Below are 25,676 nucleotides of genomic sequence, written 5' to 3'. Positions count from 1 at the left end.
GGAAACGACGTGTCGGCACAAAGTGCGCTTAAGGAGTTCTTTAGGTTCGGTTCACCTCGCCAGGAACGCCGTGATCGACGCCACACCGGTGGTCGTGAGCCAAGTGCGCAGGTCAAGCAGGCCGGGGTGCAGGCGGCGGGTGGCCGCGACGTCGGCCCGGTAGCCGCGGTGGTTCAGCCATTCGTTGGCGTGCGCGAAGTCCTCGTTCACCTGCCTGATCAGCTCGATCGGGACCTGCTCGTACGGCATGGTGCGGCCGGTCGCGGCGGAGATGGCGGCGGCGACCTCGGCCGGGGTGACCTCGTCGCCCGCGAGGTCCTCCGTGCGGCCGATCCAGGCGTGCGGCTCGGCGAACGCCAGCGCCACGAACACCGCGACGTCGTCCACGGCGATGAACTGCTGTGGGATGTGCGGCGCCATGCCGGTGGAGACCGTGCCGTCACGCAGGGCGTAGCCGCCGGTGAAGTTCTCCATGAAGGAGACCGGGCGCAGGATGGTGGCGGGCAGGCCAAGGTGCGCGATGTGCCGCTCGATCCGGTGCTTGCTGACGAGGTTGACCGGGAGGCGTTCGGTGTCGTGGCGGCCCGTGCCGGCGACGGAGCTGAACACCAAGTGCGCCACACCGGCGCGGCGTGCGGCTTCGGCGACGTTGACGCCCCAGCGGACTTCGTCCTCGGTGGTGAAGTCCGGCGTCGTGCCCGGTGAGCCGACGGTCGGCTGCACGCTGAACACGCCGTGCGCGCCGTTCATCGCGGCGGTCAGGGAGTCCACGTCGTCCATCTCCGCCCGCACCGGCGTTGCCTTCGTGTTCGCCTTGTCCGGGTCCCGGGTCAGTGCGCGCACGTGCCAGCCGTCGGCCAGCAGGCGGGTCGTCACGGCCCGGCCCTGGAGTCCGGTCGCGCCGACCACCGCAATCGTCTTGTCCACGGGTCCTCCTCTTAAGCGGGGTGGCCCCCCACTTGTCGGGTCGTACGATATGGAGGACCACCCCACTTAGTCCAGTGGGTTAAGCGGGCTATCGGGAGGAGCCGACGATGCGTGCCGACGCGCGCCGCAACCAGGAGCGGATCGTCACGGTCGCGGGGGAGACGATCGCCGAGCAGGGCGCGGACGCGTCACTGGAGGAGATCGCCCGGCGGGCGGGGGTCGGTTCGGCCACCCTGCACCGCCACTTCCAGACCCGTCAGGCGTTGTTGGAAGCGGTGTTCCGAGGCCGGGTCGAGGCGCTGTGCGACCGGGCCCGTTCCGCTGATCTGGAGCCCGGACCCGCGCTGGTCGCCTGGCTCCGTGCGGTCAGCCGGCACGCGGCGGCGAACCGGGGCCTGGCCGCGTCCCTGATGCGCGGCGCGGACCCGTCCCTGGGCGCCACCTGCCACCGGATGATCATCACCGCCGCCGACCACCTGGTGTCCGCCGCCCAACGCGCCGGCGACGTCCGTGCCGACGTCACCGCGGTCGACCTGCTCAAGCTGGCGAACGCCGTGTCGCTGTCCACCGAGGGCGACCCCACCGAAGCCGACCGCCTGCTCACCCTCGCCCTAACCGGCATCCACCCGTGAGTCCTACGTTCAGACCCCGCGAGTCGTACGTTCAGAACCACCGTGTCCTACGTTCAGGACCCCCGAATTCAACGCTCAGAACGCGGGTTGGCCGGCTCGAGCTGTTCTGAGCGTTGAATTCGGGGTACGGGAACGTAGGACACGGTGGTCCTGAAGGTACGACTCACGCGTTCTGAACGTAGGACTCACGGGGTGTGAAGGCCGAGCCGCTGCCTGATCAACGTGGCCGTGTGCACGGGGTCGGCGGACGAGCCGTGGCGGACCTGGGTGCGGCAGCTGAAGCCGTCGGCGACGATCGCGGTGTCGGCGTGGGCGGCGCGCACGGCGGGGAACAACGTTTCCTCGCCCACCGCCATCGACACGTCGTAGTGGCCGCGTTCGAAGCCGAAGTTCCCGGCCAGGCCGCAGCAGCCCTCCAGCAGAGACGCCGTGACCCCGGCCTTCGTCAACAGCTCACGGTCGGCGTCCAAGCCCATCTCCGCGTACTGGTGGCAGTGCGGCTGCACGACCGCCTGATCTGCCCCGGGCAACACCTCGGGCAACACCTCGGGCAACGGCTCCAGCAACGGCGACACGTGCTCGGCGAACGTCCGCACGGACTCCGCCAGCCGCACCACGTCCGGATCGTCGCCCGCCACCTCCAACGCGTCGGAACGCAGGAACGCCGTGCAGCTCGGCTCCAACCCGACCACCGGCACACCGTCCCGCGTCCACGGCCGCAGCACCCGGGCAGTCCGCCGGACCACCCGCCGCGCCACGCCCAACTGCCCGGTCGAGAACCACGTCAACCCGCAGCACACCGCCCCCGAAGGCACCTCCACCCCCTGACCGACGTGCCCCAGCACCGCCGCCGCGTCGAACCCGATCCCCGGCTCGAAGTAGTTGGTGAACGTGTCCGGGAACAGCAACACCCGATCACCACCCCCCACAGCGGCGAACCGCGACTGGAACGACCGCACCGGCACGGGCAACGGCCGTTCGGTGGCCACCCCGCCGAACCGGGCGAACCGCGCGCTCACCCGGTTCACCAACCGCAGCCGCAACCACAGCGGCAGCCAGCCCATCGAGTAGTGCGCCGCCGGCCGCACCCGACGCCGGTAGTGGTGGTGCAGGAACTCCGCCTTGTACGTGGCCATGTCCACGTCCACCGGGCAGTCCCGCTTGCACCCCTTGCACCCCAGGCACAGGTCCAGCGCGTCCCGCACCTCCTCCGACCGCCACCCGCCGCGAACCACCTGCCCGCCCAACATCTCGAACAGCAGCCGCGCGCGTCCACGGGTGGAGTGCTTCTCCTCCCGCGTCACCCGGTAGCTCGGGCACATCACCCCACCGGACGTGTTCAGGCACTTGCCCACGCCGACGCACCGCCGCGTCGCCGCCGCAAAGTCACCACCGTCGGCATGCAACGCCAACGCCGCGCGCGTCGGGATCACCGGGGGAGCGACCAGCACGCGCAGGTCGGCGTCCAGCTTCAGCGGCGCGACGATCCGCCCCGGGTTCATCCGGTCGTCCGGGTCGAACGCCGCCTTGAACCGCCCGAACGCCCGGATCGCGGCCGGCGGGTACATCCGGGGCAGCAGCTCCGAACGCGCCTGCCCGTCGCCGTGCTCGCCGGACAACGACCCGCCGTGCGCCACCACCAGGTCCGCCGCGTCCTCCACAAAGGACCGGTACCCCTGCTTGAAGTCGAAGTCGATCCGCACGTGCAGGCAGCCCTCGCCGTAATGCCCGTACGTGACGCCGCGCCGCCCGTGCCCCGCCAGCAACGCGTCGAACTCGCGCAGGTACGCGCCCAACCGCTCGGGCGGAACGGCCGCGTCCTCCCAGCCGGACCACGCCTCGCCGCCGTCCGCCATCCGGGTCGCCAGCCCCGCGCCGTCCTCCCGCACCCGCCACAGCGCGCGCTGCCGCCCCGGATCGGTCACCACCACCGAGTGCGGCGCGAGCGCGGCGGCGGCGTGGGCGACCACGTCCTCGGACGTCTCCACGAACAGCCAGCTCTCACCGCGCGGCAGCAGCCGCCGCGAGTCACCCGCCGCCCGTGCCAGCTCGGCGTTCAAGCCCTCGATCGTGAGCACGTCCAGCTCGCGCAACGCCGGGGCCAGGTCGGCGGCGTCGTACGGCCCGTCGAACCCGAGCACCGCCAACACCCGCCGCGTCGGGGCCTCCACCAGGCGAAGAGTCGCCCCCAGCACGGTCACGCAGGTGCCCTCCGAACCGACCAACGCCCGGGTCAGGTCCGGCAACGCGTCCAGCCGGTACCCGGACACCCGCCGGTCCAGCGCGGGGAACCACGTCGGGTCCACGTCCGGCAGGTCCAGCGGCGGGGGAGTGCGGGTGTCGAACCGGCGGCCGTCGGCCAGCAGCACGTCGAGCGCCCGCACGTTGTCGCTGGTCTTGCCCCACGCCACGGAGTGCGCGCCGCACGCGTCGTTGCCGATCATCCCGCCGAGCGTGCAGCGCGAGTGGGTGGACGGATCGGGCCCGAAGATCAGCCCGTGCGGCCGGGCCGCGTCGTTGAGCCGGTCCAGCACCACCCCCGGCCGGACCACCGCGAGCCGCTCGACCGGGTCGACCGAGATCACCTGGTCGAGGTAACGCGAGAAGTCGATCACCATCCCGGCGCCCGCCGAGTTCCCCGCGATCGACGTGCCCGCGCCGCGGTTCGTGATCGGCACGCCGTGCTCGGCCGCCACCCCCACCGCTGCCACCACCGCGTCGACCGTCCGGGGCCTGACCACGACCGACGGCACGTGTCGGTAGTTGGAGGCGTCGACGGAGTAGAGGGCGCGGTCGGCCGGGTCGGCGAGCACGTCGCCGTCCACCGCCGTCCGGAGTTGCTCGACGAAACCGGTCACGGACCGATTGTGATCCACCTCCGGCCGATGATGGCGTACCCGTTGGTACGGGATAGCCTCGCCCGCATCAACCAGCCCCGTGTCCACCAGCAGTGATGGGAGCAAGCGTGTCGAGGTCCGTTCTGGTCACCGGAGGCAACCGGGGCATCGGCCTGGCGATCGCGCGGGCGTTCGCCGCGCAGGGCGACAAGGTCGCGGTCACGCACCGCGGTTCCGGCGCGCCCGAGGGCCTGCTCGGTGTCAAGTGCGACGTGACCAGCTCCGCCGAGGTCGACGCGGCGTTCGCCGAGGTCGAGGCCGCGCACGGACCGGTCGAGGTGGTCGTGGCGAACGCGGGCATCACCGACGACACGCTGCTGCTGCGGATGACCGACGAGCAGTTCACCCGCGTCCTCGACGCCAACCTGACCGGCGCGTTCCGGGTGGCGCAGCGCGCGTCCAGGGGGATGCTGCGCAAGCGCTACGGCCGGATCGTGTTCATCTCGTCCGTGGTCGGCCTCGCCGGCGGCGCGGGCCAGGTCAACTACGCGGCCAGCAAGGCGGGCATGGTGGGCGTCGCCCGCTCGATCGCCCGCGAACTGGGCAGCCGCAACATCACCGCGAACGTCGTCGCGCCCGGGTTCATCACCACGGACATGACCGACGCGCTGCCCGAGGAGCGCAGGGACCAGATCCTCGCGCAGGTGCCGGCTGGCCGCTACGGCACGACCGACGAGATCGCCGCCGCCGTCACGTTCCTGGCCTCCGACGCCGCCGCCTACATCACCGGCGCGGTGCTGCCGGTCGACGGCGGCCTCGGCATGGGCCACTGAGTCCCGTTGTGGCCCGCTGAGGCCCCTCGGACCACCGACTTCCCCACCAAGCACAACATCCGGAGGACGTTTCAGTGACGGGACTGCTCGAAGGCAAGCGGCTGCTGGTCACCGGGGTGATCACGGACGCGTCGATCGCCTTCCACGTGGCCAGGGTCGCGCAGGAGCAGGGCGCCCAGGTCGTGTTGACCGGCTTCGGCCGGATGACCCTCGTGGAGCGCATCGCCAAGCGCCTGCCGCAGGCCGCGCCGGTGGTCGAGCTGGACGTGCAGAACCAGGAGCACCTGGACACGCTGGCGGACCGGGTGCGCGAGCACGTGGACGGCCTCGACGGCGTCGTGCACGCCGTCGGCTACGCACCGCCGTCGTGCCTCGGCGCGCCGTTCATGGACGCGCCGTGGGAGGACGTCGCCACGGCCATGCACGTCTCGGCGTACTCGTACAAGGCGCTGGTGCAGGCCGCGCTGCCGCTGATGGGCCGCGGCGCGTCGGTGGTCGGCCTCGACTTCGACGCCCGCCAGGCGTGGCCCGCCTACAACTGGATGGGCGCGGCCAAGGCGGCGTTCGAGTCGATCAACCGCTACATGGCGCGCGACCTGGGCCCGCAGGGCATCCGGGTCAACCTCGTGTCGGCCGGCCCGGTGCGCACGATGGCGGCCAAGTCGATCCCCGGCTTCTCGGAGCTGGAGGCCATGTGGGGCGAGAAGGCCCCGCTCGGCTGGAACGTGAACGACCCGACGCCGGTGGCCCAGTCGGTGTGCGGGCTGCTGTCCGACTGGTTCCCCGCCACCACCGGCTCGATGGTGTTCGTCGACGGCGGCGTGCACTTCCTGGGGCTCTGACTCCGTCGGCGAACTCTGTCGGCGAACTCCTTCAGCGCATGGGTGCCGGGTCGGCGTGCGAACGATCACGCCGACCCGGTTGAGCGGCCTCCGGGCGCCGGCGCGAGGATGACGGGGTGAGTTACGACGCGCTGCTCTGGCTGTCCTTCGGCGGACCGGAAGGACCCGAGGACGTCCGCCCCTTCCTGGAGAACGTGACCCGCGGTCGCGGCGTCCCGCCCGAGCGGCTGGACGAGGTCGAGCAGCACTACCAGCACTTCGGCGGCGTGTCGCCGATCAACGCGCTCAACCGGGCCGCGATCGAGGCCGTGCGCGGCCTGGTCGACCTGCCGATCTACTTCGGCAACCGCAACTGGCACCCGATGGTCGAGGACGCGCTGGCCGAGATGAAGGCCGCCGGGGTCAAGCGCGCGCTCGTCTTCCCGACCAGCGCTTACGGCGGCTACTCGGCGTGCCGGCAGTACGACGAGGACATCCTGCGGGCCCGTGCGGCGGTCGAGGACGCGCCGGAACTCGTGAAGCTGCGCCAGTTCTTCGACCACCCGCTGTTCGTGGAGTCGTTCGCGGACGCCGTGCGCGCCGCCGCCTCCCGCCTGCCCGAAGGCGACTACCGCCTGGTGTTCACCGCGCACTCGGTGCCGGTGTCGGCGGACAAGGCCGCCGGGCCGCCCGAGGACGGCGGCCACCTGTACTCCCGGCAGGTCGCCGAGGCGTCCCGGCTGGTCGCCGCCGCCGTGGGCGTGGCCGACTTCGACGTGGTGTGGCAGTCGCGGTCCGGGCCGCCGCAGGTCCCGTGGCTGGAGCCGGACGTCGTGGACCACGTCGAGGCCCTGTACGACAAGGGCGTGCGGAACGTGGTCGTGTGCCCGATCGGGTTCGTCAGTGATCACCTCGAAGTGGTGTGGGACCTCGACACGGAGGCCCGCGAGCGCGCCCAGGAGCTGGGCATGGGCTTCGCCCGCGCCGGCACGCCCAACGACGACCCCAGGTTCGCCGAGCTGGTGGCCGAGCTGGTCGCCGAACACGTGTCCGACGGGCCCGTGCGCAAGCTGTCGGGCTTCCCGGCCCTCGGCTGCACCACCAACGGCGCGTTCTGCGCCACGCGGTGCTGTGAGCCCGCGAAGCGGTCGGGTGCGGGCCGGTGAGCGTCGACTTCAGCTGGTCGCCCAGGCCCGCGGACTGGCGTGACGCGCTGCGCATCGCCGTGCCCCTGTACCGGTGGGCGCCGTGGTTCGCCGCTGCGCTCGGCGTGCTGGGTGTCGTCGTGCTGGCGATGGGCATGACGTGGGCGGGCGTGTTCGGGCTCGTCCTCGCTGTGATCATCGTCGCAGTCGTTCCGGTGGGCACCGCGGTGAACTTCCACAACCACCCGCTGGCGGCCAAGACCGTGACCGGCACGGCGGACGCCCACTCGCTGCGGATGTCCGTCGGCGAGGCGGCGCGCAGCGAGCTGAACTGGGCCGAACTGCCCGGCTGGTCGGAGACGGCGCGAGGCTTCGTCCTCAAGACCGACACGACGGCCCTGTACGCCGTGCCGCGCCGTGCGTTCGCCGACGACGAAGCGGTGGCGGCGTTCCGCTCCCTGCTCGTGGAACACGTCGGCCCGGCGGCCTGACGCGTCCGAACGGCCGCGTACCCTCGGTAGGCGTGTCCTGTGCGAGTGCGACGCTGGTCGTCTGGACGTCAGCCTGGCTGCATGGTGCGGCCGCGGCCGACGACGTCCTCGACGCCCTGGGGTTCTGGGCCGAGATGCACGAAGTGGCCGCGGATGACGACGGCACCGCGACCGCTCTCGACCTGCCCGGCCCCGACGAGGTCCCGGTGGGGCCCGCCCTGCTGCTGGCGTCGCTGCGCCGCGCCTCGGCCACCACGGCCAGGTTGGTGATCCCCGTGCCCGGTGACGTCCGCGGCCTGGGCGGCAACGGCCCGCTGTCCAAGTGCGCGCTGCGCGCCGGTCAGGCCGCCGTGCTGCCGGAGGTCGGCGTGGGCCTGGTGCCCGCGCTGGTGGCAGACGGCGTGATGCGGTGGACGGTGTTCGACCTGCCGTCCGCGCCCGGTGGCGAGTACGTGCCCATCGGGGAGGCCGAGCACGGTCTGGCGTCCGCGATGCGTGAGGCGGCCACCGCGCTGGTGACGCTGGACGTGGCGCGGCACCGGCCGAACGTGCGGGCCGAGATCGCCGAGCTGTCCGCCGAGCACACGAAGGTCGACTGGCCGGCGGGGATGCCGCCGCGTTCGCTGCGCGTGCTCCAGCGTGCCGCCGAGGTCGCCGCGATCCTCGCCGTGGCGGCGTCCGACGCGCCCGGTGGCGCCGTCTCGGCCACCGCGACGCGGGCCCGGGACGAAGCGCTGCGGCCGTTGTCCGAGGCGGTGCGGCGGGCTCGGCTCGCGGCCGTCGACGAAGCCGTCCGAGTCCTTTCGGATCAGGGCGCCGGCCGCCATTAGGCCGACGGTGGGTCGTCGAATATTCGACACTTATTCGGTGACTTGCGAAACGTTGCGCGCCGGAATCGTCGATGTCGCGTCGACTGGCCGTCCGGAAGTCTTCCCGAAGTCGACGGCGAAGTATCCCGGATCGGCGGATGCAATAGGCCGAACAGGTGATCGGCGTGGCATCCGTTTGCCGCCCGAATCGATTCCGATCAGCTTCGGTCTGGCAATCCCATTGGTGACTGAAGTACTGTAACCGCAGGTCAGGGCCTTCGAGGCACGGTACGCGTACGGGTATAGCCCTGGATTATGTCCAGGTCAACCCCTCGTCAACACCGCGTGTCATGCGTTACCGTTCGTTCTGGGAGCGCTCCCAGTCCCCAAGTCGCTGTCTCGGTCTTGCGTCGGATCCCGACTCGGCGAAATGACCTGGGAGCGCTCCCAGATGGCGGGTTGCACGCAAGGAGGCGATGCATGAGTCTGCGCACTTTTGTACGGTCCCGGAAACTCACCGGAGCATTGGCGGTGACCTCGGTGGCGGCCCTGTCCGTAGCCGGGGTAGTGGCCTCTACGGCCACCGCCAACGCTGCTGCCGGCTGCCGGGTCGCGTATTCGATCAGTAGTCAGTGGCAAGGCGGATTCGGCGCCAATGTCACGGTCACCAACCTGGGTGACGCCATTTCCGGCGGTTGGACGCTGGAGTGGGACTTCGCCGCCGGCCAGACGGTTCAGCAGGGGTGGAACGGCAACTTCTCCCAGTCTGGTGCCCGTGTGACGGTCCGCAACCCCTCGTGGGCCGCGAACCTCGGCACCGGCGCGACGGTCACGCCCGGCTTCAACGGCGCTTGGAACGGGTCCAACCCGGCTCCCACGCAGTTCAGGCTGAACGGGACGATCTGCACGGGGAACATCAGCACCACGTCCTCGTCGTCCACGACCAGCTCGTCCACCACGAGCTCGTCCACGACCAGCTCTTCGACCACCAGCTCGTCGAACAACCCCGGTGGTCCGAAGGTCGACAACCCGTACGTCGGCGCCGGCGTCTACGTGAACCCGCAGTGGTCGCGTCTCGCCGCTGCCGAGCCGGGTGGCTCGCGGGTCGCGAACCAGCCGACCGGTGTGTGGCTGGACCGGACCAGCGCGATCCACGGCAACGGCTCGCCGACCACCGGCACCATGGGTCTGGCGGACCACCTGAACGAGGCGGAGAAGCAGCGCGCCGCCCGTGCGGACGGCCAGCTGGTCTTCCAGTTCGTGGTGTACAACCTGCCCGGCCGCGACTGCGCGGCGTTGGCGTCGAACGGTGAGCTGAAGGCCGACGAGATCGGTCGCTACAAGACCGAGTACATCGACGTGATCACGAGCATCGTCTCGCGGCCGGAGTACTCGAAGCTGCGCATCGTCCCCGTCATCGAGATCGACTCGCTGCCGAACCTGGTGACCAACGTGTCGCCGCGTCCGACCGCGGTCGCGAACTGCGATGTCATGAAGGCGAACGGCAACTACGTCGAGGGTGTCTCGTACGCCCTGGGCAAGCTCGGCGCCATCGGCAACGTCTACAACTACATCGACGCCGGCCACCACGGCTGGATCGGGTGGGGCGACGTGGTCGCGGAGTACGACAACTTCTACGCCTCGGCGAAGATGTTCGCGTCGCTCCTCGGCAAGAACGGCGCCACCAAGGACAAGATCCACGGCTTCGTCACCAACACGGCGAACTACTCCGCTCTGGAGGAGCCGTTCTGGACGGTCGACGACCTCGTCGGTGGCCGCCCGGTGAAGGAGTCGGCGACGTGGGTCGACTGGAACGACTTCAACGGTGAGGTGGGCTTCGCCACGGCGATGCGTGCCGAGCTGGTGAAGCAGGGCTTCGACAGCAGCATCGGCATGCTGATCGACACCTCGCGCAACGGTTGGGGTGGCCCGAACCGGCCCACCGCGAAGTCGACCGCGACCAACGCGAACGACTACGTGAACCAGTCGCGCATCGACCGTCGTCACCAGAAGGGCAACTGGTGCAACCAGGCCGGCGCCGGTATGGGCGAGCGTCCGAAGGCCGCTCCCAAGCCGGGTATCGACGCCTACGTCTGGATCAAGCCGCCGGGCGAGTCCGACGGTTCCAGCACCCAGATCCCGAACGACGAGGGCAAGGGCTTCGACCGCATGTGCGACCCGACCTACACGGGCAACGTGCGTAACGGCAACAACCTCTCGGGTGCCCTGGCCAACGCCCCGGTGTCGGGCCACTGGTTCTCGGCCCAGTTCCAGGAGCTCATGGCCAACGCCTACCCGGCGCTGTGACCATCAGCTGACTGGCACGACAACTGAATAGCTCTGCACTCCGTAGGCGGCGTCCTTTCCGGGCGCCGCCTACGGGGCGTTAATTCGGTTGCGGCGGGTGATTAGCGTGGCGGCGGTGGATGTCGAAGAGATCACCGAACGGTTGGCGCTCCGGTTCGGCCCGTCGGTCGCCGAGTGGTGTGCGCGGGTGCCGGAGCAGGCGGCTTCGGTCGCCGCACGCTGGGGTTTCACGCTGGGCGAGATGACGCCGCAGGGCGCGTCGTCGGTCGTGGTGGCGTGCGAGCGGTCGGACGGCGCCCAGGCGGCGCTCAAGCTCAGCCCCGATGCCGTTTTCCTGGCCGAGCAGGCGGCCGTGCTGCGGCTGTTCGGCCCGTCGGGTCGGGTGCCCGCCGTGCTGGCGGAGGACGACGGCGTGCTGCTGATGGAGGCGATCCGGCCGGGCACGATGGCCGACGAGCTGCCGGTTCCGCCGACGCCGGAGGAGTGGGCCTCGCTGGCCGCGGCGCTGCACACCGTGCCCGACTCCGGTGGGCCTTGGCTGGAGTTGCGCGCCCGGTGCGAGGAGTTCTACACCCGCATCGGCCGCCGCCTGACGGACCCGACCGTCGCCGCGCACATCTCACCGGCGATGTGGGACAAGGCCCGCAACCGCTGCCGCGCCCTGCTCGACACCCAGCCGCGCGTGCTGCTGCACGGTGACTTGCACCTGGGCAACGTGCTGGACGGTGGTCCGGAGCGCGGCCTGATCGCGATCGACCCGCGGGCGTGCGTCGGCGACCCGTGCTTCGACGTCGTGGACTACGTGCTGGACGCTGCGGGCCGTGAAGGCGTCGCCGAACGCGCCAAGCGAGTAGCCGAGGCAGCATTCCTGGACCCCGACCGCCTGCACGAGTGGTGCCGGGCGCTGGCCCCGGTGAACGCCATCGCCTACCTCGACAACGAGGCCGCGCTCGCCGAACTCCTCACCCTGGCCCGCTGACCTCAACCCCCGTTCCTCCCTTCCCCAGCGGTTGGAGCTGCTCTACGTCGACCGATGACCGATCGGTGCGTAGGTTCGGTGAGGTGACTTCCGACCTCCCCACCACCGCAGGCGCCCTTCGCGCGGCAGGCCACGTGCCGCGCGGGGTGAAGGCCGAGATCCGGGAAAACCTGCTCGCCGCGCTCCGCGAGGGCCGTAACCCGTGGCCCGGCATCGTCGGGTTCGACCGCACCGTGCTCCCGCAGCTGGAACGCGCCCTCCTCGCGGGCCACGACGTGGTGCTCCTCGGCGAACGGGGCCAGGGCAAGACGCGCCTGCTGCGTACCCTCGTCGGCCTGCTGGACGAGTGGACCCCGGTGATCGCGGGCGCCGAGCTGAACGAGCACCCGCTCGACCCGATCACCCCCGAGTCCAAGCGCCGCGCCCGGCAGCTGGGCGACGAGCTGCCCGTGGAGTGGAAGCACCGCGACGAGAGGTTCGCCGAGAAGCTGGCCACGCCGGACACGAGCGTCGGCGACCTGGTCGGCGACGTCGACCCGGTCAAGGTCGCGCAGGGCCGCAGCCTCGGCGACCCGGAGACCATCCACTACGGCCTCCTGCCCCGCTCGCACCGCGGCATCATCGCCGTCAACGAGCTCCCCGACCTGGCCGAACGCATCCAGGTCGCCCTCCTGAACGTGATGGAGGAGCGCGACATCCAGATCCGCGGCTACACGCTGCGGCTCCCGCTGGACGTCCTCCTCGTCGCCACCGCCAACCCCGAGGACTACACGAACCGCGGCCGGATCATCACCCCGCTCAAGGACCGGTTCGGCGCGGAGATCCGCACCCACTACCCGCTGGAGATCGGCGCCGAGATCGACCTGGTGCGCCAGGAAGCCGGCCTGGTCGCGGAGGTCGGCGACCACCTGCTGGAGGTCATCGCCCGGTTCGTGCGGCACCTGCGCGAGTCGTCCTCGATCGACCAGCGCTCCGGCGTGTCGGCCAGGTTCGCGGTCGCGGCGGCGGAGACGGTGGCGGCCAGTGCCCTGCGACGCAGCGCGCTGATCGGCGAGAACCCGCCCATCGCCCGACCGGTCGACCTGGACTCCGTGCCCGAGGTGTTGCGCGGCAAGCTGGAGTTCGAGGCGGGCGAGGAGGGGCGCGAGCAGGAGGTGCTGGTCCACCTGCTGCGCCGGGCGATCGCGGACACGGCGCGGTCGACGTTCGCCGGGATCAACCTGCGGCCGTTGGCCGAGCTGGTGTCCGACGGGCACCCGGTGGCGACCGGTGAACGGGTGCACGCGGGCGACCTGCTGGCCGCGTTGCCCGAGCTGCCGGTGCTGCACGAGGTCGCGCAGCGCGTGGGCGCGGGACCGAAGGACCCGGTGGGACGCATCGCGTCGGCCGTCGAGCTGGCGTTGGAATCGCTCTACCTCACCCGCCAGATCGCCAAGGACAGCGACGACGACCGGACGGTGTACGGATGAGCACCTACCGGTACGGCCGGTACGTCGACGGGCCGGACCCGCTGGCGCCGCCGACCGACCTGCGTGCGGCCATGGACGAGCTGGGCCGTGAGGTCATGGAGGGCGCGTCGCCCGAGTCGGCGTTGCGCGAGCTGCTGCGCCGAGGACTGCCCGGCACACGTGGCCTGGACGACCTGACCGCGCGGCTGTGGCAGAAACGTGCCGCGCTGACCAGGCGGAACCGGTTGGACGGCACGCTCCAGGAGATCCAACGGCTGCTGGAGGAGGCGTTGCGAGCCGAGCGCGCCGCGCTGTTCCCGGATCCGGACGACGACGCGCGGTTCCGCGAGGCCCAGCTGGACGCGTTGCCGCAGTCGACCGCGGCGGCGGTGAACGAGCTGGCCGAGTACGACTGGCGGTCGCCCCAGGCCCGCGAGTCCTACGAGCAGATCCGGAACCTCGTCGGCCGGGAGCTGATGGACCAGCGGTTCCAGGGCATGAAGCAGGCCATGGAGAACGTCCGGCCGGAGGACGTCCAGCGCATCCAGTCCATGATGAACGACCTGAACGCCCTGCTCGCCGCGCACGCCCAAGGCGAGGACACGACGGAGCGGTTCGCGGAGTTCATGCGTGCGCACGGCGAGTTCTTCCCGGAGAACCCGAGGTCGGTGGAGGAGCTGATCGACGCGCTGGCCGCCCGGTCCGCCGCCGCCCAGCGGATGATGAACTCGTTGACGGACAAGCAGCGCGATGAGCTGTCGGCGTTGTCGCAGCAGGCTTTCGGCGACTCGGGCATCGGGTCGCAACTGTCCCGGTTGGACTCCCTGCTGCAAGGACTGCGGCCCGGCGAGGACTGGACCGGTTCGGCGCGGTTCCGGGGCAACAACCCGATGGGGTTGGGCGAGGGCGCGCAGGCGATGGCGGACCTGGCGGAGCTGGACGCGTTGGCCGAGCAGCTGTCCCAGTCGTACCCCGGCGCGCGGCTGGAGGACATCGATGTCGAGGCGTTGGTCCGGCAGCTCGGTGGCGAGGCCGGGGTGGACGCGCGGCGGTTGGCCGAGCTGGAACGGGAGCTGCGGTCGCAGAACCTGCTGGAACGCGCGCCGGACGGTTCGCTGCGGTTGACGCCGAAAGCGTTGCGGCGGTTGGGCGAGACGGCGTTGCGCGGGGTGATCGACAGCGCGCGGCAGCAGGGTCAGCGGGACAACTCGTCGGCCGGTGCGGCCGGTGAGCTGATCGGGTCGACGCGGCCGTGGCAGTTCGGCGACACCGAGCCCTGGAACGTGCCGCGGACGGTGACGAACGCCGTGCTGCGGTCGGCCGGTGGTCCGGTGCGGCTGGACGTGGTGGACGTGGAGGTCAGCGAGACCGAGCAGCGGTCACGTGCGGTGGTGGCGTTGTGCGTGGACACGTCGTGGTCGATGGTGCAGGACGGCCGTTGGGTGCCGATGAAACGCACCGCGCTCGCACTGCACCACTTGGTGCGCACCAGGTTCCGGACCGACGCGCTGGAGCTGATCACCTTCGGTCGGCATGCCGAGACCGTCGACATCGGCCAACTCACCGCGTTGGAAGGCGTGTGGGAGCAAGGCACCAACCTCCACCACGCGCTGTTGCTGGCAGGGAGGCACGTCCGCAGGCATCCCGACGCCCAACCGGTGGTGCTGGTGGTGACCGACGGCGAGCCGACGGCGCACCTGGAGGCGACCGGTGAAGCGGAGTTCCACTACCCGCCACTCGACCGGACCCTCGGCAAGACTCTGGTCGAGGTGGACACCCTGGCCCGCCTGGGCGCGTCGATCACCGTGTTCCGGCTTGGCGACGACCCTAGGTTGACCAAGTTCGTGGACACGGTGGCCCGCCGTTCGGGTGGCCGGGTGGTCGCGCCGGACGAGGACGGCCTCGGTGCGGCGGTCGTCAGCGACTACCTCCGGTCCCGCAAACGCCGTCACTGACGCTGTCGAACTTGAGTCTCCCCCGAGAGGAGGCAGGAGGGTAGGCGCATGGACGGTGCGGTGTTCACGATCGGTGAACTGGCTCGGCGGACCGGGCTGACGGTCAAGGCGATCCGGTTCTACTCCGACCGCGGGCTCGTGCCGCCGACCGGTCGAAGTCCGACCGGGTACCGGCTCTACGGCCACGACGCCGTCGCGCGCCTCGACCTCGTGCGGACGTTGCGCGAGCTGGGAGTGGACCTGGCGACGATCCGCGACGTCCTGGAGCACAGGCGCACGCTGGCCGAGGTGGCCGCGGCGCACGTGGACGCGCTGGCGGCGCAGATCGGTGTGCTGCGGCTGCGCCGGGCGGTGTTGACGGTGGTGGCCGAGGGCGGTACCGGCATCGAGGAGGTGGGTCTCATGAGCAGACTGTCCGAGGACGGCCGCCGGCGGCTCGTCGGCGAGTTCCTGGACGCCGCGTTCGGCGACCTGGCGGGCGATCCGGGGTTCGCGGGGATGGTGCGGTCGATGACACCGGAACTGCCGGAACACCCGGCGGACGAGCAGGTCGAGGCCTGGGTCTCGTTGACCAGGCTGGCGCAGGACCCGGATTTCCGGGCCTGCCTCAAGCGGCTGGCCGAGCAGCACGTCCTCACGCGGGGCGAAGGACTGCGGCCCGACCCGGCGGCGGTGGTGCTGGACGAGGTGGGCCCGGCGCTCGCCGCCAGGGTCGACCCGGCGTCACCCGAAGCCCGAAACGTGATCGCGGCGGTCATGGAACGGGTGCCGCATGTCTCACGCGAGCAGCTGGCCGCGTTGTTGGAGACCGCGAACGACACCCGCCGGGATCGGTACCTGCGGCTGTTGGCAGTGGTCAACGGGTGGCAGGCGCCGGAAAGCCCGGCACCCATGTTCGAGTGGTTCTTGCGCGCACTGGGCCACGAGTCGACGGTCAGCACCGGCTAGTTGCCCGCGTGGGTACCTCTCGGCGCCGTCACTGACGCTGCCGGTCCACCTGTAGCGACCTTTGCCGGGGGAACACCGGAATCCCTTCAGCCGCTCGCCAGGCCGCGTCACATTGCGGGCAGGTGGGCCGGCACCAGTCGTCCTTCGTGGGGCGGACGCCGGGCACGGTGAGTTCTTCGCCGCACAGGGTGGTGGTGTCGTCGTGGGCGACGAGGTCGGCTTTGATCGCGTGGCGCTTGCCGTTGTGCGGGAGCCAGGTGAACGGGCGCAGTGCCATCAGCGGGATTGCCGGTCGTAGGCGTCGGCCCAGCGGGCGAACGCGTCGCTGGTCTGCTCGGCGGTGAGGGCCAGGCCGGCGAGGTGGCGCATCTTTGCGTTGTAGGCGGCAATGGCCTCCGGGGCGTCGTGGAACACGGTCGCCGTGTCGGTTTCCACGTAGGCCAGCGGTTTGGTCGGCGCGTCGAAGGTCAGCAACGTGGCCGGGTGCCGAAGGGCGGCGTGGGTGGGCGCGGACGCTGGTACCAGGCGTGGGGACATTCGCTCCGAGGCGCACATCAGGGTCAGGTGCAGCATCTGGTCCCGCATGACCTCGGGCCCGACCACGACCATGCGCAGGGCGAGTTCGTGGATGTACAGCACTGTGTCGGGACCGTCTGGGCGAAGGAGACGGTCCTGGCGGGACTTCCGTGCGTCGGCGACTGCCTTGCTGCCGGTCAGGGCGAGTGAGTACGGCTCGGTCTGGGCCAGGCTGGGAATGGCGAGCGGTTCGTAGACGGTGATCGTCCGGGCCGCTTGTTCGTGGACGTACAGGGCCGGCAGGTCGTCGGAGGATCGACCGTGCAGGCGGACGAACGTGCCGGTGTCGGGTTCGGTGGCGATGGTCAGGATGCGATCGCGGGTCGGCTTGTCCGCGCCCAGGCGCCCGACCAGGGTTCCGATCTCCCATGGGCTGGTGCCCCGGCTGCCGGTCTCCAGTTTGCTCAACTTGCCCAGCGACCAGCCCAAAGCACCGGCCACGAACCCGGACGACATCCGCGCCCGATGCCGTGCCCGTCGCAGCTCTTCGCCCAGTTCCCGGCTGCGCGCGGTGCTCAGTCGCGTGGCGGCGGGCTTCACTTCGGTCTCCATCGGCTTCCCTTCCGATAGCTGGTCCGGACCGCGCCTCGCTCCCTGCACCTGGGAGCGGGGGAGCGAGGCGGGCCGCCAAGCCGCAGCCTGGCAGACGAAAATGTAGCGTGACGAACGTCGCGTGAGGAACATGTCGATCGGGTGAACCTGCTCCCGGTTCCGTTCCGGAGGCAGGCAGACTGGCACCGGTCCTGATCTGAGGAGTGCAATGCCCGACGAGCTCAAGCCCGTGCCACCGATCCGTCGCCGACAGTTGGCGTACCGCCTCGCGGAACTCCGCGACGAAGCGCGGATGACCCAGGACGACGCGGTGCGTGCCACCGGCCTCAGCCGGTCGACCATCTCGAAGATCGAGAACGCCGAGCAGTCGATCCTGGAGAAGAACGTCCGCCTCTTGGCCGGTGCCTACGGCGTGACGTCTCCGGAGTTGGACATGCTCTTGCGGATGGCGCGGGAGAGCAACAATCGCGGCCTGCTCGTGGCACACGCCGATGTCGCGCCGGATTTCGCGCGGGACTACATCAGACTTGAGTCGTACGCCACCGAGGTGTGGACCCTGGAAACGGCGTTCGTCGCCGGGCTGCTGCAAGTGCCGGAGTACGTCAGGGCTGTGAGTTTGGTGTCGAAGCCGAATGCGTCCGAGGCGGACCTCCGGCAGGTCGTCGAAGTCCGCGCCGAACGTCAACGTCGGCTGACCGGCTCGAACCCGCCACGGCTGCGAGTCGTCCTCGACGAGGGCGTCTTCGACCGGATGGTCGGCGGTCCGGACGTTGCGGCAGTCCAGACCGAGCACCTGATCAAGATGTCGTCGCTGCCCCACATCTCGATCCAGCTCATGCCCAAGTCGGCCGGGCCATACCGAGGGATGGACTACGCGTTCTCGGTGCTGCGGTTCGATTCGACACCGGGCATGGACGTCGCCTACGCCGAGGGCTGGATGTCGGCGACCTACTACGAGAAGCAGCGTGAGGTCGAGGAGCACGTCAGCCTGTTCGCGCAGATCAGCACAGCGGCCCTCTCACCGGAGGAAACGCGGTCCGCGCTGGATACGCTGGCGGGTGCACTTGGGAGCGACAACTGAAAGGGGTCGGTCATGACCGGCATTCCCCTCGTCTGGCGCAAGTCCAGCAGGTCCAGCGGCGAGGGCGGCAACTGCGTCGAGCTGGCGTTGACAACCGGCGCGGCGTTCGTGCGTGACTCGAAGAACCCGGACGGGCCGGTGCTCGCGTGGGCGCCTGCCGCCCTCGGGGCACTCCTCGGCAGGGTGAAGGACGGCCGGTTCGACGGCTGATCCGTATGAAGATCGACCAGGGGCCGCGCCCAGCAGCAACGGGCGCGGCCCCCGCGCGTGCGGCCACCGTCCCTCGAACCTTGGCCAGTGGTCAAAGTGGGCCACGGCACCACCCGCATGGGGCCTCACGATTGGCCCGGGTTCTCTGCCACGCTTTGCGGCGGGGAGGGGTGCCCGTGGCGTCGACCGGGGACGTGGTCGCGCAGATCCGGGCTGCGTGCGAGAAAGCCGAGCATTGCCGGACTGCGCTGGAACAGGCGGAAGACCTGGCGGAGGAAGCGCATGACATGTTGGCGGGGGCGTTGGCGGGTGCGACAAACCTGGAATCCGACGTGGCCGCGATGCTGGCCGCATTCGTCTACGCGCGGGACGGGTTGAAGGGCTACCTGTGGCCGCTGATCACGGAAGCGCTGAGAGCGGCTGAAAGCATCACGGCCAGCCTGGAGGGCGAGCACCGCCTCCCCGCCCCGGACACCCCACGGCCCGCTCAACCTCACCCCGAACAGCAGCTGTCCACACCGCCGCCGGTCGGTGAGCGCGAGCCGTTCGTGGTGCCACAAGAACGGGTGGAAGCGATACGCAAGACCCTCCCCCCGCCTGTGGTGCCCCGCAGCGGACAGAAGACAGTCGGTCAATGGATCGGCCCGGACGGCACCGCCGAACCGATCGCAAGCGGATTCGACCGGCGGTCGGCACTCGTTCAGGGTCAACTGGCGCGGATGGGGCGGCCGGCAGGCTCCTCCCGGTCCGGAGACGTCGAGCAGAAACTGGCCGCCTACATGGCCGCGAACGGCATTAGACACGCAACCGTGATAATCAACCACGTCCCCTGTCGCCAAGGTCGGGACAGCTGTGACACCCTCGTTCCGGTCCTGTTGCCGGAAGGATCGACACTCACCGTGCACGGACAAAACTCCAACGGCACACGCACCCGCATTCGCTACACAGGAGGAGCCGTACCGTGGTGGCGCTAACGGCATCGTTCGACATTGACAGTGACGAGTCGACGACCGTGGAAACGGCTGCCGAACTGGACGCCGTGCTGGACACGGTCGCCGGTTGGGAAGGTCGGATCATCGTTCAACTGTGGATTGACCGTCCCGTGGACCTGGCCATGCGTCATTTGGCACTGTACGTCGGTGTGTTCGGCGAAGCGGCTCAGGGGACGCTCATCTACTCGTCGTACGCTCAGACGTGGTTCAGCAAGGCGAGCCCTGGTCCGGAGTGGAGTACCGCCGATCCGATCCTGTATTACTACATGAACAGCGACACCGAATACCCGGCCGACTCCGAAATCCCCCTGGACGTCGTCCGTCGGGCAGCACACGAGTTCATGGCTACGGATGGTCAACGGCCGACCGCGCCCGTGTGGCAGTCGCCGCCCCCTTGGTATCCCATGGCGTTCTAGGGAACTCGTCAGTCCTCCCGGTCCTTCCTGACCTCGTCCTTCGTCTCACGCGCGCGCTCGGTCGACGCGAGGCCTTTTCCGTCGTGTCGTCCGGCGGCACCCGGTGCTTGCCGGGGCGGGTCAGCGAGAAGTGCGACTCGTCGCGCATCCGCTCCACCATGTGCGGGTACTGGAGTTCGCATGCGGGGCGTTCCGACCGGCCCCCGGGCGTGCCCGGCCACAGTGCGGGTTCTCTCTGCCACGCCGGCGGCGGGGAAGAGGGCTGGCCGGGGAAGCGCATGACATGTTGGCGCGGGCGTTGGCGGGGTGTGAACCACCTGCAATCCGACGTGGCCGCGATTACCGCTCCGGCCGCACGGAACTCGCCGTCGTCTTCCGGCCGACGAGACGTGATCGGGCCGTCATCGGCCTCCCACCGGAACGGGTGCAGACCCGGTAGTTCCGCGGTCATCGCCGGGCTGGCGCGGTGATGACGCGGGGATGGCGTTGTCGATGAGGACGGCGGCGATGGCGGCGGCGGTGGGGAAGGATTCGCTGTTGAGGACCCGGGTGCGGGCCGAGGCGCCGTCCATGAGCAGCGCCAGTTGTTCGCCGAGCTGTTCGGGGTCGGTGGCGCCGGCTTCGCGGGCGGTTTCGGTGAGCCGCGCGGCGATGGCGGTCTTGTAGTCGCGTGCGTACTGGGATGCGGGGTGTTGGGGGTCGTGGAGTTCGACGGCCGCCGCGATGTAGGGGCACAGGGGCGTGGACGCGGGTATCTCGAAGGCTGCGAGGAGTCGTTCGCGGGGCGTGAGGTCGGTGCGGTCGAACACTCCGGGCATGACGTCGGGATCGAATCGGCGCAGGTATTCGGCGACGAGGTCGTCCTTGCCGGCGAAGTGCTGGTACGCCGTGCGCTTGGACACCTCGGCCACGGCGCAGAGCTGGTCCATGCCGGTGCGGTTGATGCCCTGATCGCGGAACAGCTGCTGTGACGCGCTGAGGATCCGCTCGCGTGCGCCCCTGCCCCGGCGCCGGCCCAGGGGGCCCTTCTCCAACTCCGTCATGCCTCCAGTGTAGGCGGTTCGGTACAGGTCGGTCTACATAGTGCGCCGTCGGTACCGACCGGTGTACTTAGCTTGCGCTCCGACCGGTCACGGGGTACGTTACGTACACAGTTTGGTGTACGTAAGAACCGGGCTGTTTCGGACACCCATCAAGGCAACGGAGTGATCGTGGGCAAGCTCGACGGCAAGGTAGCGGTGATCACCGGCGGATCGACCGGCATGGCACTGGCCGGCGCCAAGCTGTTCGTCGAGGAAGGAGCGCACGTCTTCATCCAGGGCCGGCGGCAGGAAGCACTGGACGACGCAGTCAAGCTGATCGGCCGCAACATCACCGCCGTCCAGGGTGACGCGGCCGAGCTGGACGACCTGGACCGCCTGTACGACACCGTCAAGCGGGAAAAGGGCTCGATCGACGTGCTGTGGGCCAGCGCCGGGATGGGCGAACCCGCCGTCCTCGGCGAGATCACCGAGGAGCAGTTCCACCGCGCCTTCTGGCTCAACGCGCGCGGCACCCTGTTCACCGTGCAGAAGGCACTGCCGCTGATGAACGACAACGGCTCGATCTTCATGACCGGATCGAACGCCTCCCTCGGCGCCTTCCCCGGCTGGAGCCTCTACGCGGGAAGCAAAGCCGTCCAGCAGGCCTGGGCCCGTGTCTGGCTCAACGAACTGCGCGACCGCAAGATCCGGGTCAACGTCCTGACCCCCGGCCAGGTCGCCACCGCCAAACAGGAAGAACTGTTCGACGAGGCAACCATGTCCGCGTTCGAATCCCTCATCCCCCGCGGACAGATGGGCCGTCCCGAGGAAATCGCCACCGTCGCCCTGTTCCTCGCCTCCGACGACTCCAGCTACGTCAACGGCCTGGAACTGGTCGCGGACGGCGGCACCACCGCCATCTGACCCGGCACGGACGAGGCAGAGCGACACTTCGAGAACAGGAAGAGTTCATGAGCAGCATCACCCTCATCGGCACGGGGAACATGGCACGCACGATCGGCACGCTCGCGGTGGCGGGCGGCAACACCGTCGAGGTCATGGGACGCGATCAGTCCAAGGCCGACGACCTGGCCAAGGCTCTGGGCGGCGGCACGACGGCGGGCGAGTGGGGCGCCGTCCCGGTCGGGGACATCGTCATCACGGCCCTGTTGTACAACGGCGTCGTTCCGGTCGTCAGCGAGTACGGAGACGCCCTCGCGGGCAAGGTCATCGTCGACATCAGCAACCCCTTCAACGCCACGTTCGACGGACTGGCCCACAGCGAGGAGACCTCGATCGCGCAGGAAGTCGCCAAGGTGGCCCCGGCCGGCGCGAGCGTGGTGAAGGCGTTCAACACCGTCTTCCGCGACGTCCTGGAGAAGGGCCGGCCCGACGTCTTCATCGCCGGTGACGATGCGCGGGCCAAGGCGGGCGTGGCGGCATTCGTCGAGAGCCTCGGGCTGCGCCCGCTGGACGTCGGCGGCCTGAAGATGGCGCACTGGCTGGAAGGACTGGGCGTGGTCACGGTCGGCCTCGCCGGCAACGGGGTCGGCCACTGGGACTTCGCCCTCGGCGTCAACGAATTCACCGGCTGAGCCTGGGCGCGTTCGGTCGCGGGCTCGAGGACCTTGGCTACGGCAGGTGGGCCACGGGACCACCCGCACGGGGCATCACGGTGGACGCGGGTTTCCTGCCACACCGGCAGCGGGGAAGGTGGCCGACGGCCGAAGATTTGTGGCCGAGTAATGGCCCTGGTTTACCGGATTCCCGCGGTGCTGCCGAGTGTCGCGCACGTTCAACGGTGACCGGAGAAAATGATGTTCGTCGCGGCCGGCGGCGATGGCGTACCCGGGTTGGTTCAACCGGCGTACGGCATCGCCGCCGTTCCGTGCCGCGATTATTCGGGTTCCCGTATTTTGAATGGGTGTGACGCGTCCGTGCTCCCGTGATTCTTCCGGCATTGATGGAGACAAGCGGTGTCAAGGGCGATGTTGCTCGGGGGCCGAATGGGCTCGCGTGTGGGTGGTTGAGGCATGTCATGCGCATTTCTCCGCGATGACGCCTCCGGTTACGGTCGGTGATCAAATGTGGGGTTCGGTCGTCGTGCCGCAAGGCGGCGTGCGCCTATCAGGGTGCCCTTCCTTGCGGGTTTCGGTGGCCCCATCACTCACCGTGCGCGAGTAAGGGCCGTTTCGGTGCTTTCTCGGATGGAATCGCGAGGCCTTATTGGTGGGTGTTATGGTGACGTGGCGTCCGGGTTCTGGAATGTTGATTGCTGCTGTGGAAATGTTTGCGATGTGCCATCGGCTAATGTTTCAGCGGGGCTCTCGTTGATCGTTTCGGCGTACTGGGCGAGGGGTGTCGACATATGTGCGCGCTGCCACGCGGAAACCTTCGAAGGCGATCGCCATCGCCATCGTCCTCGTGCGGCACCGCGCCGGATCCGTTGTTCCGCGGCGCACCGCAGGTGACTCGCGGCACGACAGTTGGGGGGAGAGGTTCATGAGCGAGACGGACCAGCCGATCCGCGACGTGGCCCTGTTCGGGCGCGCTGCCACAGTCGAGCGGGAGTCGCCGGGGGTGCCCGCGGGACGTCGGAGCCCGCCGGTGAACGGCCGGCGGTGACCGTCACAACCCGGTCCGCGTCCACCAGATCGACGGTCGGCCGGTCCTGACCGCCTACCGCCCGGCCGAGCCGCCTCGCCGCCTCCACCGAACACCGCCCGGTTCCTCCTCCGGTCGCGCCACGGCGCCCGCTGCGCACCGTGTCGCGGTCCGTGGCGTGCCGTTCGGCTGATCGCCCTTCCGCGCCGGGGTCGAGAACGCGCCCGCGCGGCGGCGGTCACTCCGCACCAGACGACTTTCCCGAATCCGCCGGCCACCACGGGCAGGTGGGCCGTAGTCGGCGGTCCGGCCGGGTAACGCTTCTCCCGCGGCCCGGATCGCCCGCTGTGCATGCAACCAAGGGTCACGTGAGGACCGAGCCAATCGGAGGGTTGTGCAAATTGGAGCACCACGCCGAGAACAGTTTGCTGATGGATACGAGGTGTCGGGACGCGCACCCGGCCTTGCCGTCCCTCGGGCGTCCGCCCGGCCACCCACCTGCGGAGTCGGTGTCCATCGACGCGCTGCACCCGTCGGATTCGCCGCGGACGTCCGGGGAGAACTCCGCCCACGCGCGCACGCTTGCCGAATCCGGGGCCGAGCTGCCGCCGATCCTGGTCCACCGCGCGACGATGCGGGTGATCGACGGTATGCACCGGCTGCGGGCCGCGGAACTGCGCGGGGAGAAGACCGTCCTGGTGCGGTACTTCGACGGCGCCGCCACGGAGGCGTTCGTGTTGGGTGTGAAAGCGAACATCACGCACGGCCTGCCGCTGTCGCTCGCCGACCGCCGGGTCGCCGCCGAGCGCATCATCGAGTCGCACCCGCAGTGGTCGGACCGGGCGATCGCGTCCGTGACCGGGCTCGCGGCCAAGACCGTCGGGATGATCCGCCGGTGCGCGAGTGAGGACTCGCCGCAGTTGCGCGCCCGGATCGGCCGCGACGGCCGGGTCCGCCCGCTCAGCAGCGCAGCCGGTCGGTTGCAGGCGTGCGTGATGCTCCAGGAGAACCCGGCGGCCTCGCTGCGGCAGATCGCCTCGGCCTCGGGCATCTCCCTGGGCACCGTGCGCGACGTGCGCGACCGGCTGGCCAGGGGCGAGGACCCCGTGCCGTCCAGGCAACGCCCGAGATCGGAGGTGGTGCGGTCGGCGTCCGTCGACGTGCTGCCGGAGCGCACCGACGACCAGATGTCGCGGTTGCTGGTCCGGCTGAGGCAGGACCCGTCGATACGCCTCACCGAGTCCGGGCGGGCGCTGATCCGGTTGCTGAGCGTGCACGCGCTCACCGCGGAGGAGCGGCGGCGCCTGCTGAACACCGTGCCCGAGCACTGCCGGGGCGTGGTCGCGGAGCTGGCCAACGCGTGTGCCCAGACGTGGTGCGAACTGGCCACCTGGCTGGCGAGGGGCGCCGAAGCCAAGGTGTGAGGAGAACATCGCGGGCCCGGACCGGTGATGGTCCGGACCCGCGGGTTTGCCCAGGTCAGCCCGCCTGGCGTGGGGACAGCAGCCCACCGACGATCTTGGCGACCACCGGCGGTGGCGGCATGGTCGGGTGGGTGGACCGGGCGCCCGTGGACACGTCGAGGCTGTCGTGCCAGGCGGGTTCGGGCACGTGGTTGCCGTCCTCGCGGATCCGGTCGATGTTGCGCCGCACCGCGGGCTTCTCCCACATCGCCGCGCCCATGGACGGGAAGAACACCACCGGGTACCGCACCGAGAGCAGGACCGTGGTCAGCTGGTTGGGCGCCGCGCCCGTCGCCGCCGCGGCGAGGGTGTGCGCGGTGGCGGGCAGGACCACCACGATGTCGTGCTCGGCGGCGAGGCGTGACGGCTTGTCGGTCGGCCAGTCCTTCGGTGAATCGCCGCTGAGCACCCGTTCGGCGAAAATCGCCACGGTGGTCGCGGGGATGAAAGTAGTAGCGGTGTGCGTCATCAGCACGGTGTACGTGCCACCCAATTGGGCGCGCAGCTCGGTGAGATAGGCGGGCAGGTTGGTCACGGCGATCGAACCGGTCGCGCCGATGAGCACACGCGGTTCGCCGGGCGTCGGGACGTTTTGGCTCATGCGGTGAGAGTGCCGCCATTTTCTTGG

25 protein-coding genes are annotated in these 25,676 nt (G+C 70.0%); 19 read left to right on the top strand and 6 right to left on the bottom strand.

All coding sequences use genetic code 11. The features are described 5' to 3' along the window. Positions 1–51: 51 nt before the first annotated feature. Positions 52–927, bottom strand: a complete 876-nt coding sequence (locus F4560_RS19005; protein ID WP_184921810.1) for an NmrA/HSCARG family protein — start codon at positions 925–927, stop codon at positions 52–54. A 107-nt stretch (positions 928–1,034) separates the two neighbouring features. On the opposite strand from F4560_RS19005, the gene F4560_RS19000 reads away from it, so the two are divergent. Further along, positions 1,035–1,559 (top strand): TetR/AcrR family transcriptional regulator, encoded by a 525-nt coding sequence (locus tag F4560_RS19000; protein WP_184921808.1) that lies wholly within the window; start codon positions 1,035–1,037, stop codon positions 1,557–1,559. 185 nt (positions 1,560–1,744) lie between these two features. Here F4560_RS19000 and F4560_RS18995 read toward each other — a convergent pair whose 3' ends face one another. Continuing rightward, positions 1,745–4,417: an FAD-binding and (Fe-S)-binding domain-containing protein gene (locus F4560_RS18995; protein ID WP_312869362.1), complete on the bottom strand. Its 2,673-nt coding sequence runs from the start codon at positions 4,415–4,417 to the stop codon at positions 1,745–1,747. 107 nt (positions 4,418–4,524) lie between these two features. Here F4560_RS18995 and fabG point away from each other — a divergent pair, with 107 nt between their 5' ends. The 10 genes from fabG (at position 4,525) to F4560_RS18945 (ending at position 16,132) form a co-directional block, all read left to right on the top strand. Continuing rightward, complete coding sequence (gene fabG / locus F4560_RS18990; protein WP_312869361.1) at positions 4,525–5,229, top strand: 3-oxoacyl-ACP reductase FabG; 705 nt, start codon at positions 4,525–4,527, stop codon at positions 5,227–5,229. A gap of 74 nt (positions 5,230–5,303) precedes the next feature. Then, on the top strand, positions 5,304–6,071 hold the full coding sequence (gene fabI / locus F4560_RS18985; protein WP_184921802.1) for an enoyl-ACP reductase FabI: 768 nt from the start codon (positions 5,304–5,306) through the stop codon (positions 6,069–6,071). A gap of 116 nt (positions 6,072–6,187) precedes the next feature. After that, a complete protein-coding gene (locus F4560_RS18980; RefSeq protein WP_184921800.1) occupies positions 6,188–7,216 on the top strand; it encodes a ferrochelatase in 1,029 nt (342 codons plus the stop codon). Further along, on the top strand, positions 7,213–7,686 hold the full coding sequence (locus tag F4560_RS46225; RefSeq protein WP_184921798.1) for a YcxB family protein: 474 nt from the start codon (positions 7,213–7,215) through the stop codon (positions 7,684–7,686). Before F4560_RS18980 ends, F4560_RS46225 begins: the two co-directional genes overlap by 4 nt. Before the next feature lie 32 nt (positions 7,687–7,718). Beyond that, entirely contained in the window at positions 7,719–8,516 is a 798-nt protein-coding gene (locus tag F4560_RS18970) for an Rv1486c family protein (RefSeq protein ID WP_184921795.1), read from the top strand. 459 nt (positions 8,517–8,975) lie between these two features. Next, positions 8,976–10,802 carry a glycoside hydrolase family 6 protein gene (locus F4560_RS18965; RefSeq protein WP_184921793.1) on the top strand — a complete coding sequence of 609 codons (1,827 nt, stop codon included), beginning with the start codon at positions 8,976–8,978 and terminating at the stop codon, positions 10,800–10,802. Positions 10,803–10,917: 115 nt separating this feature from the next. Beyond that, positions 10,918–11,781 carry an aminoglycoside phosphotransferase family protein gene (locus F4560_RS18960; RefSeq protein ID WP_312869360.1) on the top strand — a complete coding sequence of 288 codons (864 nt, stop codon included), beginning with the start codon at positions 10,918–10,920 and terminating at the stop codon, positions 11,779–11,781. An 83-nt stretch (positions 11,782–11,864) separates the two neighbouring features. Beyond that, on the top strand, positions 11,865–13,250 hold the full coding sequence (locus F4560_RS18955) for a sigma 54-interacting transcriptional regulator (RefSeq protein WP_184921788.1): 1,386 nt from the start codon (positions 11,865–11,867) through the stop codon (positions 13,248–13,250). Then, on the top strand, positions 13,247–15,184 hold the full coding sequence (locus F4560_RS18950) for a vWA domain-containing protein (RefSeq protein ID WP_184921786.1): 1,938 nt from the start codon (positions 13,247–13,249) through the stop codon (positions 15,182–15,184). Before F4560_RS18955 ends, F4560_RS18950 begins: the two co-directional genes overlap by 4 nt. A 48-nt stretch (positions 15,185–15,232) precedes the next feature. Next, entirely contained in the window at positions 15,233–16,132 is a 900-nt protein-coding gene (locus tag F4560_RS18945) for a MerR family transcriptional regulator (protein ID WP_184921784.1), read from the top strand. Positions 16,133–16,160: 28 nt separating this feature from the next. Here F4560_RS18945 and F4560_RS18940 read toward each other — a convergent pair whose 3' ends face one another. Both F4560_RS18940 and F4560_RS18935 read right to left on the bottom strand, forming a co-directional pair. Then, on the bottom strand, positions 16,161–16,409 hold the full coding sequence (locus F4560_RS18940; protein WP_184921783.1) for an HC3 family zinc finger protein: 249 nt from the start codon (positions 16,407–16,409) through the stop codon (positions 16,161–16,163). Next, on the bottom strand, positions 16,409–17,260 hold the full coding sequence (locus tag F4560_RS18935) for a helix-turn-helix domain-containing protein (RefSeq protein WP_184921782.1): 852 nt from the start codon (positions 17,258–17,260) through the stop codon (positions 16,409–16,411). The genes F4560_RS18940 and F4560_RS18935 overlap by 1 nt, the downstream gene beginning before the upstream one ends. A 208-nt stretch (positions 17,261–17,468) precedes the next feature. On the opposite strand from F4560_RS18935, the gene F4560_RS18930 reads away from it, so the two are divergent. The 4 genes from F4560_RS18930 to F4560_RS18915 all read left to right on the top strand — a co-directional run bounded on the left by F4560_RS18930 (position 17,469) and on the right by F4560_RS18915 (position 19,959). Next, positions 17,469–18,341, top strand: a complete 873-nt coding sequence (locus tag F4560_RS18930) for a helix-turn-helix domain-containing protein (protein WP_184921781.1) — start codon at positions 17,469–17,471, stop codon at positions 18,339–18,341. Positions 18,342–18,353: 12 nt separating this feature from the next. Beyond that, complete coding sequence (locus tag F4560_RS18925) at positions 18,354–18,551, top strand: DUF397 domain-containing protein (protein WP_184921780.1); 198 nt, start codon at positions 18,354–18,356, stop codon at positions 18,549–18,551. Between the two features lie 176 nt (positions 18,552–18,727). Continuing rightward, complete coding sequence (locus F4560_RS18920; protein WP_184921779.1) at positions 18,728–19,525, top strand: DddA-like double-stranded DNA deaminase toxin; 798 nt, start codon at positions 18,728–18,730, stop codon at positions 19,523–19,525. Further along, complete coding sequence (locus F4560_RS18915) at positions 19,513–19,959, top strand: Imm1 family immunity protein (RefSeq protein WP_184921778.1); 447 nt, start codon at positions 19,513–19,515, stop codon at positions 19,957–19,959. The genes F4560_RS18920 and F4560_RS18915 overlap by 13 nt, the downstream gene beginning before the upstream one ends. A gap of 401 nt (positions 19,960–20,360) precedes the next feature. On the opposite strand, the gene F4560_RS18910 is transcribed toward F4560_RS18915, so the two are convergent. Further along, a complete protein-coding gene (locus F4560_RS18910; protein WP_184921777.1) occupies positions 20,361–21,002 on the bottom strand; it encodes a TetR/AcrR family transcriptional regulator in 642 nt (213 codons plus the stop codon). Positions 21,003–21,170: 168 nt separating this feature from the next. Here F4560_RS18910 and F4560_RS18905 point away from each other — a divergent pair, with 168 nt between their 5' ends. From F4560_RS18905 to F4560_RS18895, 4 genes are all read left to right on the top strand, one after another. Beyond that, positions 21,171–21,905: an SDR family NAD(P)-dependent oxidoreductase gene (locus tag F4560_RS18905; protein ID WP_184929241.1), complete on the top strand. Its 735-nt coding sequence runs from the start codon at positions 21,171–21,173 to the stop codon at positions 21,903–21,905. A 47-nt stretch (positions 21,906–21,952) separates the two neighbouring features. Then, complete coding sequence (locus F4560_RS18900; RefSeq protein WP_184921775.1) at positions 21,953–22,576, top strand: NADPH-dependent F420 reductase; 624 nt, start codon at positions 21,953–21,955, stop codon at positions 22,574–22,576. Between the two features lie 907 nt (positions 22,577–23,483). Then, on the top strand, positions 23,484–23,606 hold the full coding sequence (locus tag F4560_RS45660; RefSeq protein ID WP_281391931.1) for a hypothetical protein: 123 nt from the start codon (positions 23,484–23,486) through the stop codon (positions 23,604–23,606). 410 nt (positions 23,607–24,016) lie between these two features. Continuing rightward, the gene (locus F4560_RS18895) at positions 24,017–25,009 is read left to right on the top strand and encodes a ParB/RepB/Spo0J family partition protein (RefSeq protein WP_184921773.1); all 993 of its coding nucleotides are present in this window, start codon (positions 24,017–24,019) and stop codon (positions 25,007–25,009) included. Positions 25,010–25,064: 55 nt separating this feature from the next. Here the strand turns inward: F4560_RS18895 and F4560_RS18890 are convergent, their stop codons facing one another. Beyond that, positions 25,065–25,649 (bottom strand): flavoprotein, encoded by a 585-nt coding sequence (locus F4560_RS18890; protein WP_184921771.1) that lies wholly within the window; start codon positions 25,647–25,649, stop codon positions 25,065–25,067. Between the last annotated feature and the right edge of the window lie 27 nt (positions 25,650–25,676).

Origin of the sequence: Saccharothrix ecbatanensis (assembly GCF_014205015.1) — a bacterium.
Taxonomy (GTDB): domain Bacteria; phylum Actinomycetota; class Actinomycetes; order Mycobacteriales; family Pseudonocardiaceae; genus Actinosynnema; species Actinosynnema ecbatanense.
Note: the sequence above shows the minus strand (reverse complement) of the source record. Positions and strands in the feature narration are given on the sequence as shown.